Raw genomic sequence first — 12785 nt, 5'->3', positions numbered from 1 at the left:
TAGATAAATAAAAAAACAGAAGAACTTGAGTTCCTCTGCATGATTTTTAAGATTTTAGCTGGTCATCAAGTTCTTGATTAAGATCATAAAGCATCTGATCTGCGTTTTCTGAAGTGGTTCGCTCAATTAAATGAGACATATGATTTCCAAGCATCATGACCCCAAAGAAAATTGTAAAAAAGAAGACAACTAAAAAGACAACCACTACACATCCCTCCCGGTAGTCAAAGTTCGAGTTTTGCTCTTTTGTCTACCGTATGTAGATAGGAGATGTCCTCATGCATAATTTTTCCTGTTTCTCTAAATACTAATAGCATTAGACGATATGGGGTGATGATTATGAAAAAACAAATGTTTTTAATCCTTGCTGGTATAAGCATTCTTTTTGCAGGGTGTATGCAAGATAACAGCGCTGATCTGATGGAGGATATTAAGCAATCTCAGACAGAAGGAACGTTTGGGGCTCAACGTTTTTCAAATAATACAGACCAGAATCACGCTATCCGCCGTGCTGACACGGAACTCCTAACTTATGCAAAAGAAGCAGGCGTATACCTAGAGCAAACGATCAATCAATTAGAAGACCTGGCTCCGACTTTCCAAGAGGATTCATTTCAAGCAGACTCACTTCATTCTGTTTTATCAACGATCCATTCGATAAAACAGAACAGTGAACGCTTCCATAACATACGTATCCCTCATGAATTTGAAGGCTTTCACCAAATTCATATAGGGTTTATCACTGAATTAACAGACCTTGAGCGGGTCATAGATGACATGAGAGAACCAGTCGACCCAAGACAAGCCTTGAATGCCCGTGTCCATTATGAAAATATTATGATTTCCCATAAATCAATGGAACGTGAATTTATGTCTTTATCAGAAGACTACGGGTTTCACTAAGTTCTCTTGGAACCTGTGATGAAAAAAAATAAGGCATGCGGATGCATGCCTTATTGATGAGACAATCGCTCCATTCTCCTTAGAAACTGGCGATCGCTTGTCACTATAATTTCGTGTTTCGGGTAATAGCTCTCTGCCATCCCTTCAATCATATCCTGCAGGGATTTAAGATTTTGGTTATCTGCTGCAACACCTATGACCAATGTTTGATCATCTGATAGCATATATACTTTATTTACCTCTTCAAGGTTTTCAAGTGTCTGCTTTAAATCATCTTGGCCTTGCTGTTTAGTTAAAATCGATTGACCGCTAATCATATCCCGTTTTGTACGATTAGAATATCTCACCTTATCTCTTAAAATCCCAGGCCTGCTGTTTTCAATTCTACGGCCCATATGATTAACACCCTCATGCTTCATCCCTAAATCCCGGTTGCCTGAAACATAGTCATAATGGGTAGTAAGCCTCGCTGTTGAATCGGTTAAGCCTTTCGGGGCAGCATCCGGAACCATCATATCCATTAAAGGCCCTTCGAAACTCCTCGCCCGCTCTACACCTTACCCGCTGTATCCCTGATCACGATGTGAGTTCGCTCCTAATGTAGCTTTTTGTTCTATAGAGCATCCACTCATGATGATTAAGAAGAGCATCGTTACGACAATCCTTTTCATTCTTTTCCCTCCTTTGCCTTAGTGTTTGCAAACTTTTCGCTGAAGAAACAAAAAAACACCCAAATCAGTTCAATTGTTGTTACCAAATGAGACAACAATCCATTTGTTATCCTATAAATCCCATTTTTCTTCTTGCGATGTTTGTCGAACCTTTTCTAATAACGACTTATTATGACTACTTTGCAAGAATGACTTTTCAACTTTCCTGCAATGGGTATAATAATCTTTGTGTGAAAAAAGACATGACTTCAACAAGACCCTTCAGAAAAAATAAAATAGTCCGTCTTCTTTCGAAAGTTTAAAATTGGAGTTGAAGGGTATGCTAACTATAAAAATTGAATTAAAGCGCAGACAAATGTTTAAGCTAGCAAAAAAATACGGATTCACGTCTCCACAAACAGTTAAATGCAGCCAAGAACTTGATGACCTTTTAAACCAAGTACAATTTAAACAAAATCCAGAGACAGATATGAAAGGTGTCTAAAGTGAAAATTTTTCATTAAATCCATTGCAATCCCCCTTAAGTTTTGATAAGGTTAACTCACAAAATCAATAATCTTTACTTCACATACTGAAGTGAGGGTAGAGGCGCAAATGTCATGAGTAAAGATGCGGAGGAGAATGAGCTCCATTGATGCATTTTAAAAGGGGGATTTGCCGAAGCGTACAAATGCTCATTCTTTCTACGCTGGGACTGTATTTAACAAATACAGGACTGTCATGCAGCACTGTCTGCATGGAGGGCTATCTCACGCATTGGAATGATTGTGCAGCCACAACATGTCCATGCAACAATGAGACTCCCTCATTGTTGTTTTTTTGTGCCTTGGCACATAGCCCGCTCATACTTGAAAGATATTATTACGAATTGAGGGTGAATAGAATGAATTTTGGACGAATACTTACTGCAATGGTAACGCCATTTAATCAACAAGGGGAATTTTGCGTTGACTCTACAAAGAAACTAGTGAGATATCTCATTGAGAATGGTTCCGATGCATTGGTTGTCGGGGGAACAACAGGAGAATCACCTACCCTGTCAACAGAAGAGAAACTAGTATTATTTAAAACGGTGGTAGAAGAAGCTGGCGGACAAGTTCCAGTGATTGCTGGAACAGGTTCGAATAATACGAAAGCTTCAATTGAATTAACAAAACAAGCAGAAGAAATTGGTGTAGATGGAATTATGCTCGTTGCACCATATTATAATAAACCTTCTCAAGAAGGCTTGTACCAACATTTTAAAGTGATTGCAGAAGCAACAAAGCTGCCGGTTATGCTCTACAATATTCCTGGCCGCAGTGCAGTTACGCTTAGTGTCGAAACAACTCTTCGCCTTGCGGAGGTTCCAAATATTGTCTCAACTAAAGAAGCAAGCGGAGACTTAGATGCCATTGCTGAAATCATTGAGCATGCACCTGAAGGATTCTCTGTTTACAGCGGTGATGACAGCCTGACACTTCCAATTCTTGCAATTGGTGGAACAGGTGTCGTCTCAGTTGCCTCCCATATCGTCGGAGGCCAAATGCAGCAAATGGTTAAAAATTATTTAGCTGGACAAGTTCAAGCAGCAGCAATGCAGCACCGCCAGCTTCTACCTGTTATGAACACATTGTTTATGGCCCCTAATCCGACAGCTGTGAAAGCAGCCCTTGAATTAAACGGCGTTCAAACAGGATCTGTCAGATTGCCTCTTATTCCACTAACGGCTGAACAAAAACAAGAGCTTGTACGTATCATTAAACCTACTATGAACTTTTTTGTGAGCTAAAGGTAATGCCAACGATATAAATATTAAAAAGCATGCAGCCCAAAGGCTACATGCTTTTTTCATGAATAGGAACTTTTCTGACCCAATATCTCTCAGCATATCCCGTACCAAATAACACACCGGCTACAATAAAGAGAAAACCAATTAATTGATACATATGTATCGTTTCCTGGAGAAAGATGGCTGAAAAGACAAGCCCAAAAAACGGGACAAAATTATTAAATATCGCTGTCTGACCAGCGCCAATTTTTTGAATGGCTGCATTAAAAACAAAATGACCAATGGCTGTTGCTACAACGGCAGAAAAGAAAAACACCCCATACACAAAGGGCTGTGCCCCTACCATTGATGCAACCCCTTGCGGTTCTACAATCAAGCTCACGATAAACAGGCCGGCAGAACCAATGATCAGCATCATACCAGTTACTTGCTTTGAATCTAGTGTAGCTGTAGCTTTTTTAATAAAAATAAAACTGATCGCTTGAACGACCATAGCAACAAATAAATAAATTTCACCAAGGGAAACCGATAATACCCCTGCTCCGCCCTGAATAAACAACACCCCGATTAACGCAAGGGCAATTCCCAAAAGGCGCCACTTTGTTAATCTCTCCCCTAGAAACCATACAGCAAAAAGGGCTGTAGTAAGAGGAAGCAAAGCTAAAATTAAGACAGCATTAGACGCATGAATCATCGTTAATCCTTGTGCAAGGAACGTATGGTGTAAAATAACTCCAAACAACATCCCAAGCAGCATATACATCCATTCACTTTTTGTAAGAGTCCTGAATGAGCGTCCAAAAAGTACAATTAATACTGTTACCACTCCTGCAGTCATTATCCTAAATGCTGTCATCGTCTGCGGCGGGAACGCTTCTACTAACACCTTTAACATGACTACATTTAATCCCCATGACACCATAACTAAAAACATTAATCCATATGTAAGGAACAAGGCTCGCCTCTCCACTCCACACGCCTACCCTTCATTTTCTATTAAAGCTTTTTTCTATTTTAGCTTTTTCTATTTCTTTATTATTGTATCTTACCACCTGACAATCAAAACGTCATTGATTTTTTTCGCATTACGAAAGAAGCACTAGGAACCCCTAGTGCCTCACTTTATTTATTTTGACACTATTTATAATGCTGTTTCAATAATTGGCTTTTCATATAAATCACGTGAAAACTGAGTCAGTGCTTCCACACCTTTTTTAGTAATTAAGATTGATTCTGTAATCTCAACTCCGTAGGATTCATACCAAATACCAGGCATTAAGTGGAATGTCATATTCGGTTTCAAAATCGATTTATCCCCTGTTCGGAAACTGACAGTATGCTCTCCCCAGTCCGGAGGAAAACTTGCTCCAATAGAATAGCCAAGGCGTGAGCTCTTTTGATAACCATACTTAGCAATAGCCTCACTCCAGGTTCTCTCCACTTCTTCAGCGGTTATTCCCGGTACAATCACCTCAAGCGTTTTTTCAATTCCTTCCTGCACCACTTTTGAGAGTTCCTTTACATGATGAGGAGCTTCTCCTAGCGCAAGGGTTCTTGCAAGGGGTGCGTGATATCGTTTATACACACCAGCAATTTCTATTGTTAAAAAATCCCCTTTCTTGTACCTGCGTTCACTAAATGTTAAATGCGGACAGGATGTGTTATCGTTAGTCGGCAGCATAGGAACAATCGAAGGATAATCTCCCCCATATTCATCAAGCCCGCTGATCTGTGCTTGATAGATCGCTGCTGCCACATCACACTCTCTAACCCCTGCACCGAGACTGTCATAAGCAGCCTGCATCGCCCTCTCTACAATACTTGCTGCCTTTCTCATATATGATATTTCTTGGTCAGACTTAATTAATCTCACCCGGTTTACAAGAACAGTAGCATCCTTAAACTCCGCATTAGGAAGTCCATTTAATAAACGTTGAAAACATAGAGCTGTAAAATAATGCGCATCCATTTCAAGTCCAATTTTTCGTTTGCTATGGCCGATTTCATCAATGATCTTCACTACAAAGTCCATCGGGTGCCTCTCTGTAGACTGGACATAATAATCTGGATAGGAAATAATATGATTTTCATCCAGCCACGTTGTTTTTGCTACACTTGTAGCGTCCATATGTCTACCTATCCAAATGGGCTGAGAGTCTTCAAGAGTAACGATCATCATTTGATGAACATAGAAGCTCCACGCATTGTAATTGGTTAAATAATACATATTAGAGGGGTTTGAGATTAATAAAACATCGATCCCAGACTCTACCATTTTCATCTTTGTTTTCTTCAAACGCTCTTCATATTCTTTCACAGAAAACATATCCCCACCCCTATCCTATTACAAGCTTCATTTCACATAAATAATGATGCCTTTTTCAGTGATCCATTGATTTTAATCTGTTTTTTTCATCGAATTGTTCACTCGAAAGGCTACCACTTTCTCCTCTGTCATTGCTTCCATGGCATATTTAATTCCTTCTCGCCCCAGTCCTGAGCGTTTTACACCTCCAAAAGGCATCCCATCTATTCGTACATCACTGCTATCGTTAATTATTACACCACCTACTTCGAGTTCTTCGATCGCATAAAAAGCAGCATCGATATTGGATGTAAATAAACCAGCCTGAAGTCCATAACAACTGTCATTTGCTAAATTTACTGCTTCTTCAAGAGATGATACCGGCAGGATGGACACAACTGGACCAAACACTTCTTCTTGAATGATTTTCTCCTCTTTGCCAACATTAACGAGAACAGCAGGTGTTACATACGCTCCGTAACGCTCTCCCCCGCAAAGCAGATTAGCACCATTTGTTACAGCCTCTTTAATCCACGCTTCAACGCGCCTTGCTTCTTTCTCAGAGATCATAGGACCGATATCGGTTGCAGGATCCTTCTTTTCACCAACTTTTAACTGCTTCGTTTTTTCTACAAATTGACTTGTAAATCGTTCATACACCATGTTCTCTACATAGACCCTCTGTACACCGATACAGTTCTGACCAGCCACACCAAAAGCTCCATCGACACATGCCTCTACAGCTTCCTTAAGATCAGCATCTTGAAGAACGATGGTTGGAGCATTTGAACCAAGCTCCATGGCCATTTTTTTCACGCCAGCTTTTTGAGTGATCCCCACCCCTGTTTCATAGCCGCCTGTAAATGATACAAATCTTACATCTTCATTAGATACTAGTTCATCCCCTATTTCCTTGCCGCTGCCTGTCAGGACTGAAAGGATGCCATCAGGTAATCCAGCTGCTAGAAACGCTTCAGCAAGACGCAAAGCACTTAAAGGCGTTTCACTTGAGGGTTTTAAAATCACTGCATTTCCACAAGCAATCGCAGGCCCGACTTTATGTGCTACTAAATTGAGCGGATCATTAAACGGTGTGATGGCCGCTACAATACCTACTGGCTGATGCGTAATATAACCGATACGTGATTCATGGCCTTTCATTTGAGAAAAGGGGATCGTCTCACCGTTTAAACGACGGGCCTCTTCAGCACTCAGCCTTATAGTCTCTATACACCTTCTAACTTCTTTCTCTGCTTCTTTCACCGTTTTACTACTCTCTAAAACAATCGTTCTAACAAACTGGTCTTGATGTTCATTAATATATTCTGCAGCACCCATTAAGATAGATTGTCTTTTATAAACAGGTAAGTTTTTTGAAATGCCGGCCCCTTTTTTTGCAAGTTCGATCGCTCGTTTGACATCTTTTTTCGTTGCTTTTGGAACGGTAGCAATACAAGTATTAGAGCCAGGGTCCATGACTTGCAAATATTCTTGTCGTTCTACCCACCTGCCCCCGAGCAGCATTCTTTCAATAACCATTTGTTCTCTCATCACATCCCCCTCCTTCTATACGAATAAAGATAGCTTAGTTGATGTTTGTATTATTAGACCTTAAATGAAATCATTTATATTCATTCAATATATTCATTCAATATGGAGTAAATCAACTAACACAGCAAAGGCGGTTTCCCTAATACCAGCTCCTGCACCTACCAGCGTAATATCACCGGAAATATCACACTCATAAGTAATGGCATTCAATGCCCCTTCAATCGATGCGAGCGGGTCTGTCAAATCAAGCTTGACAGGCTTTACAGATGCTTTAACTTCCTCATCTCTCCTTTCAACCGTACCAATTAACTTCCAACGCTTCCCCTCTTTATTGGCCAACTCAATATCTTCTTCTGTTATTTCAGTAATGCCGATGCAAGGCACCTCATCTTTTGTTACGGTTTGGTCAAATAACTCCGATGCTAAGATCATTACTTTATAAAGCACATCATACCCTCTCACATCGCTAGTTGGATCTGCCTCAGCATATCCAAGAGCTTTAGCTTTCTCTAAAGCCTCCTTATAACTCATCCCGCCCTCCATTTGGGTCAGCATATAGTTGGTTGTTCCGTTTAGAATTCCCCGCACACGGATAAAGTCATTTCCCATAAGAGTCAGCTTAGGCATCCTGATCGCCGGTGTACCGCTCATGACAGAACCTTCATAGAAAAACTTAACTCCGTGTTCCCGAGCCATCACTTCTAATTCTTTTTTCTTTAAAGCGACTGGCCCTTTATTGGTCATCACCACATTTTTTTTGTGGGTAAAGGCAAGTTCGCAATGGGCAATCGCCGGCTCTCCTGTTTCAATATTGGTAAAGGTCATCTCTACAATCGTGTCGGCATTTGTTTGCTTAATTGTTTCTTCACTTGAGAGGCCTCGCACTAAACCTCTGTGATCTGGATAATGATCAAGAGTGCCGTCTTTTTCAATGGACTCAATTACACGATCTAGGTCAAGACCCTCATCATGATGGATAGCCCCTTTATACAAATCAGCAATCGAGACAACTTTAAATTGACGATCATACTTTTTCAAAAGGAAGGACTCTTTCTCTTTAAGGAGCTTAACAACTCCCTGCCCGACGCCTCCAAAACCAATAAGAGCTATTTTTTGGATCACCTAAAATCACCTGCCTTTATGGAATACTTTCCTGCTATTCAATGGCATCAAGTGCTTGTTTGAGATCCTCTATTAAATCAGAAATATCCTCAATCCCTGCAGAATATCTTACGAGCCCTTCAGGAATTCCTAGTGCCGCTCTCTCTTCCGGAGTGTTTTCAACATGGCTTGTTGTTCTAGCAGGCCCTACAGTTGTTTCAACGGCCCCAAGATTAGCTGCTTTATTGGCAAATTTCAGCTTCGGCAGAAACGCTCTTACAGCATCTAGTTCACCTTTTAGAGCAAAGCTTAGCATCCCGCCAAACCCGGTCATCTGTTGTTTTGCAATCTCATGATGAAGATGATCCTCTAATCCTGGATAATAAACCTCTTGCACTTTATCATGATTCTTCAAAAACTCGGCTACTTGCTGGGCATTTTTCTGCTGCTGTTCTACCCTTAGCTTTAAGGTTTTCATTCCTCGCAGCAAAAGATAGGCAGCATTCGGGTCCATTGTCGCTCCGTTAATTTCACGATAATGATAAATTTGTTCAACTAGATGCTTGCTGCCAAGTGCCGCCCCTCCTAGCGCATCAGCATGCCCTCCTAAAAATTTAGTAGCACTGTGTAAAACTAGATCAGCACCAAGAGCAAGCGGCTGCTGGTTAATAGGCGTTGCAAATGTATTATCAACAAATGTCAATGCACCTACTTTTTTTGCAGCCTTTATAATACGCGCAAGATCAGTAATCTTAACTGTTGGGTTGGTCGGGGTTTCTAAATAGACGAGTGTGCATCCCTTAGCAATTTCTTCTTCCATTTCATCGTGATCACCTGTATTCACTAACGTCACCTCAATATTTAACCGAGGAAGGAATTCACTAAAGATTTTATTTGTCCCGCCGTACGTGTCTTTTAAAGAGACAATGCGGTCACCAGGTTTGAGAAAGGTTAAAAGGGAATTAGAGATGGCAGCCATTCCAGTTGAAAAACTAGTACAAGCTTCTGCATTTTCTAATATGCGAAGTTTTTCCTCAAACGCTTGAACGGTAGGATTTGTGTTTCGACCATATATGTGGCCAGCCCTTTTTCCTATTGCGACCTCATACCACTCATCTATATCGTCATACGTAAAGGCTACACTGTTTACAACAGGTACTTGAGATGCCCCGTGCACTAGAGCTGCTTTTTCACCTGACCATACGCTTTTTGTTCCATCCTTTGGAGTGTGTTGTTTCATTGACGATCAGCCCCTTTCATCTATACATCCATCCTACGCGAGTAAGCCAAATAAAATCATTCGCAAAACTGTATGAAAAAACACCAGCATCCCTAGATAAATTATACAAATGTTCTGAAAATGATTGCGGCGTTGAATTCCTTTCTTTTACAATAAGAAGAAAGGGGGGATTAGATGAAGCTCACGATGGATGAAGTGTTATCATTACCACTTTTAAAAGATGCTGTTCATCATACGTCCGTTGACTTACAGACAAAAAAAGTGGAATGGATCCAAGCACTTGAGGCCCCTGTAGAGCAGTTTGTACGTCCAAATGAATTAATCCTCACTACAGCAGTAGGCTGCTTGGATGATGAGCAACTATTTGATTTCGTCTGTGACATTATTGACTCTAAAGCGAGCGGGCTGGCTATCGCTGTCGGAAAGTTTGTAAAACAGATTCCAGAGAAAATCATTAAAAAAGCAAATAAAGAAAATTTTATTCTGCTTGAAATGGAGTGGGATATTAGATTCTCAGATGTGATTAAAGAAGCACTCCATTTACTTGATACGAAAAAGAGGCAGCATTATCATCAAATAGAATCCTTACAAGAAACCTTACTAGACTTTATTTTAAAAGGAAAAAAGCTGCAGGATGTTTGTGAATATGTTGCTAATACGCTAAAAGCACCTGTTCTTATCACAGATAACCGAGGGAGTCTATATGGATCAAGCAAACAAGTCACTTCTTCTTTAATAACCCACTTCAATCAATATCTTCATAAACAGCTTACCGAGAATGGAATCATATTCAATCATTCAAGCACGATAGAATGGTTTCAATACGAGGAAGACTATGCCCTAGTCCTCGGAGTTGAATCAGCAAATCAGTTGAAAGGCTATATCATTGTAGGGGGTTTTGGCCCAAAACCTTTTGCCAGCACTGAATATGAGGAATGGGGCAAGCTTCTTAAGCATGTATCTACGGCGATTGCCCTCTTCTTTTTACATGAGACGGCTGTCAAAGAAACCGAATGGCTGCTTCGGGATGATTTTGTTTGGGAGCTTGCTAGCGGCGGGGTTCATTCTAGTGACACCTTATCTTCACGCGCTAAATCATTAGGTTACAGACTGAACTTGCCATATGTCTCTCTTGTTGCCACTCCTGAATATTTCAAACAACGTTTTGAACAAGAGGATAAACTTCAAATGTCGTATGATCACTGGCTTCATTACCAAATCCGGCAAATTGAAGAAGAGGCTGAGAAAATCGCTAAAAAACAAGCTTTAAAAGCGATGATTACCTATCAGCAAGATGAATTAATTATTTTTTTAGAAGTCATTTTTGATCAAGCGGCAGAGTGCGCCATGCGCTTTATTAATGAATTTGAAGAGCGTCTTTCTTTTCTCTATCCATCTATTCAGTTCAGTTGGGGAATCAGTAAGCAGTACGGCTATCATTTATTTCAAGAATGTTATCAAGAAGCAAAGAAAGCCCTGACTTTAGGAAAAAAACGAAATGGGCGAGGAAGCAGAAATCTGTTTACAGATACTAAAATCGACCGGTTAATTGAAGCCATGAGTGAGGTATCGGTTCTTACGGAGTTTACGAATCATTTACTCGATTCATTGATTCACTATTCTAAAGAGCGGAATATCGATCTTTTGCATACGTTTATGACTTATCATTCTCATAAAGGGAATGTCAGCCAGACTGCAAGGGCACTTAACCTCCATCGGCAGTCTCTCTTATACCGTTTAAGAAAAATTGAAGCACTAACAGGTTGTTCGCTTGATAATGCAGATGATTTATTTCTTCTAGATTTAAGCACCAGGTTATGGAGTGCAGGCCAAGAAGAACAATAAAAGACGAGTATTATAACCCATACTCGTCTTTTAGTTCTTGAAGATGTTTTAAAGATTGATTACTAAACTCTGACTGTTTATGCGTAAGTTCATCGATCTTCTCCTCTAGCGCACTGCGAAGAGAATCTGAATATGAAGGGACATTCCCTTCATATGGTTTAATTGTTGCTAGCGGCACCCATGTCTTCTCAAACTCGGCTAAAGCCTTACGTTGATGAAAGAAGACTCCTTCTGTCTGTTTAGGATTGTGCAGATCGCCTTGAGTAGGGTGCTTCAAAACAGCCAGCACTTTAATAAGCCCTCTTTGTTCTGATTCTCGCATCTCTACTACTTCTCCAATATAAACACCTGTTTTATACTTTGCTTGAACAATAGACAACAGAACTCACCTCCTGCTTAATGCATGGCTCCTAAAAAGGTAAAAATAATAAACGTAATAATACAAATAAATCCAATAATTAAAAACCACGTTGCTTTTTTCTTTTGATTATGAAGAGCTTGATAAATACCAATCCCGCCGAAAACACCAGTTAAAAGAAAAAACAGCATGGCAAAAAGGACTAAGATCAGGCCTTCTTCCATTATATCACCACCTAAAGCCCAGGAACTAACCATGTAAAGAGATTCCACATGAACTCTGATACTGGGACTAAATATTGTTCAGAGAATTGACCTAATCGGCTCGATTCCGTTACCCCGTCAATAACAATTAATGTAAACGTTACAAGGATTACGATAATCGTTATCGCTAAAATAAGAGCAAGCAAAGCGGCATATCCTAGCACCACTCTGAGCGCCCATTTAAGCCATAGCGGACTAGATTTTGTTTCTTTCTTCATTTCCATAAAATCACTTCCATAAAAAAATCCCCCCAAGTTTCACACGTTGGCTACCATACTATCGTACCAAAACTATGTAAAAGATGAGAGGGAATTCTTGAAAATCTAATGAATTCATGTAAAACAGAGCTTTTTAAACAAATTTCCTATGTTAATCGACCGTTATTCTAAGTTTAATTTTGATAAAATACCTTCAATAGGTATGCCATCAGCAGTAGATATATCACTGAAATCATATAATCTTAAATCGATCAGCACACCAGACTCAGTTACTAACCCCTGATTTTCTTGAACAAATTCTTCTGATGACCCTTCTTCTATCACTTCTAATGATGGATCAATACTTTCTTCGACCAAGGAATGACTTTCATCTGTAATAGAATCAGGCAGCGGAATCACTCGATCAGAAGTGGTTTCACTATCCATCACCGCGAGGTCTAACGGTTCTTTTAATTCAATGGGTTCACTCGTTTTTGCATTAAATTGAAAAATAACGATTGCCCAGACTGTTATAAACATAACAGCGGACATGACAACCATTACGATCTGCTTGCTCATA

Annotated in this window: 15 protein-coding genes and 1 riboswitch; of the genes, 4 read left to right on the top strand and 11 right to left on the bottom strand. The window is 40.0% G+C overall.

Translation table 11 applies throughout. From position 1 onward, the window contains the following. Positions 1-46: 46 nt before the first annotated feature. Complete coding sequence (locus PQ478_RS08110; protein WP_012958592.1) at positions 47-205, bottom strand: hypothetical protein; 159 nt, start codon at positions 203-205, stop codon at positions 47-49. A gap of 134 nt (positions 206-339) precedes the next feature. Between PQ478_RS08110 and PQ478_RS08105 the strand changes: the two genes are divergently transcribed. Beyond that, complete coding sequence (locus tag PQ478_RS08105) at positions 340-903, top strand: hypothetical protein (protein WP_289236410.1); 564 nt, start codon at positions 340-342, stop codon at positions 901-903. Positions 904-953: 50 nt separating this feature from the next. Here the strand turns inward: PQ478_RS08105 and PQ478_RS08100 are convergent, their stop codons facing one another. Next, positions 954-1424, bottom strand: a complete 471-nt coding sequence (locus PQ478_RS08100; protein WP_289236409.1) for a YhcN/YlaJ family sporulation lipoprotein — start codon at positions 1422-1424, stop codon at positions 954-956. 469 nt (positions 1425-1893) lie between these two features. On the opposite strand from PQ478_RS08100, the gene PQ478_RS08095 reads away from it, so the two are divergent. Together PQ478_RS08095 and dapA are read left to right on the top strand one after the other, a co-directional pair. Beyond that, positions 1894-2058, top strand: a complete 165-nt coding sequence (locus tag PQ478_RS08095) for an aspartyl-phosphate phosphatase Spo0E family protein (protein ID WP_012958589.1) — start codon at positions 1894-1896, stop codon at positions 2056-2058. A 91-nt stretch (positions 2059-2149) separates the two neighbouring features. After that, positions 2150-2329, top strand: a riboswitch (Lysine riboswitch). A gap of 128 nt (positions 2330-2457) precedes the next feature. After that, entirely contained in the window at positions 2458-3345 is an 888-nt protein-coding gene (dapA, locus tag PQ478_RS08090; RefSeq protein WP_289236408.1) for a 4-hydroxy-tetrahydrodipicolinate synthase, read from the top strand. Positions 3346-3391: 46 nt separating this feature from the next. Here dapA and PQ478_RS08085 read toward each other — a convergent pair whose 3' ends face one another. The 5 genes from PQ478_RS08085 to PQ478_RS08065 all read right to left on the bottom strand — a co-directional run bounded on the left by PQ478_RS08085 (position 3392) and on the right by PQ478_RS08065 (position 9542). Further along, positions 3392-4300 (bottom strand): DMT family transporter, encoded by a 909-nt coding sequence (locus PQ478_RS08085; protein WP_289236407.1) that lies wholly within the window; start codon positions 4298-4300, stop codon positions 3392-3394. 186 nt (positions 4301-4486) lie between these two features. Continuing rightward, on the bottom strand, positions 4487-5671 hold the full coding sequence (locus PQ478_RS08080) for a M24 family metallopeptidase (protein ID WP_012958586.1): 1185 nt from the start codon (positions 5669-5671) through the stop codon (positions 4487-4489). 72 nt (positions 5672-5743) lie between these two features. Beyond that, positions 5744-7201, bottom strand: a complete 1458-nt coding sequence (locus tag PQ478_RS08075; RefSeq protein ID WP_289236406.1) for an aldehyde dehydrogenase family protein — start codon at positions 7199-7201, stop codon at positions 5744-5746. A 93-nt stretch (positions 7202-7294) separates the two neighbouring features. Next, positions 7295-8323: a homoserine dehydrogenase gene (locus PQ478_RS08070; RefSeq protein ID WP_289236405.1), complete on the bottom strand. Its 1029-nt coding sequence runs from the start codon at positions 8321-8323 to the stop codon at positions 7295-7297. 34 nt (positions 8324-8357) lie between these two features. After that, positions 8358-9542 carry a cystathionine gamma-synthase family protein gene (locus tag PQ478_RS08065; RefSeq protein WP_075682250.1) on the bottom strand — a complete coding sequence of 395 codons (1185 nt, stop codon included), beginning with the start codon at positions 9540-9542 and terminating at the stop codon, positions 8358-8360. Between the two features lie 174 nt (positions 9543-9716). Here PQ478_RS08065 and PQ478_RS08060 point away from each other — a divergent pair, with 174 nt between their 5' ends. Continuing rightward, on the top strand, positions 9717-11387 hold the full coding sequence (locus PQ478_RS08060; RefSeq protein WP_289236404.1) for a PucR family transcriptional regulator: 1671 nt from the start codon (positions 9717-9719) through the stop codon (positions 11385-11387). Between the two features lie 10 nt (positions 11388-11397). Here the strand turns inward: PQ478_RS08060 and kapB are convergent, their stop codons facing one another. The 4 genes from kapB to PQ478_RS08040 all read right to left on the bottom strand — a co-directional run bounded on the left by kapB (position 11398) and on the right by PQ478_RS08040 (position 12784). Then, positions 11398-11766 (bottom strand): kinase-associated lipoprotein KapB, encoded by a 369-nt coding sequence (kapB, locus tag PQ478_RS08055; protein WP_012958581.1) that lies wholly within the window; start codon positions 11764-11766, stop codon positions 11398-11400. Positions 11767-11783: 17 nt separating this feature from the next. Further along, positions 11784-11969 carry a hypothetical protein gene (locus PQ478_RS08050; RefSeq protein ID WP_012958580.1) on the bottom strand — a complete coding sequence of 62 codons (186 nt, stop codon included), beginning with the start codon at positions 11967-11969 and terminating at the stop codon, positions 11784-11786. Between the two features lie 11 nt (positions 11970-11980). Beyond that, positions 11981-12232, bottom strand: a complete 252-nt coding sequence (locus PQ478_RS08045) for a hypothetical protein (protein ID WP_012958579.1) — start codon at positions 12230-12232, stop codon at positions 11981-11983. A 156-nt stretch (positions 12233-12388) separates the two neighbouring features. Further along, complete coding sequence (locus tag PQ478_RS08040) at positions 12389-12784, bottom strand: hypothetical protein (protein WP_289236403.1); 396 nt, start codon at positions 12782-12784, stop codon at positions 12389-12391. Position 12785 lies beyond the last annotated feature (1 nt).

The organism is Alkalihalophilus pseudofirmus, assembly GCF_029094545.1.
In the GTDB taxonomy this organism is placed as follows: domain Bacteria; phylum Bacillota; class Bacilli; order Bacillales; family Bacillaceae_D; genus Alkalihalophilus; species Alkalihalophilus pseudofirmus.
Note: the sequence above shows the minus strand (reverse complement) of the source record. Positions and strands in the feature narration are given on the sequence as shown.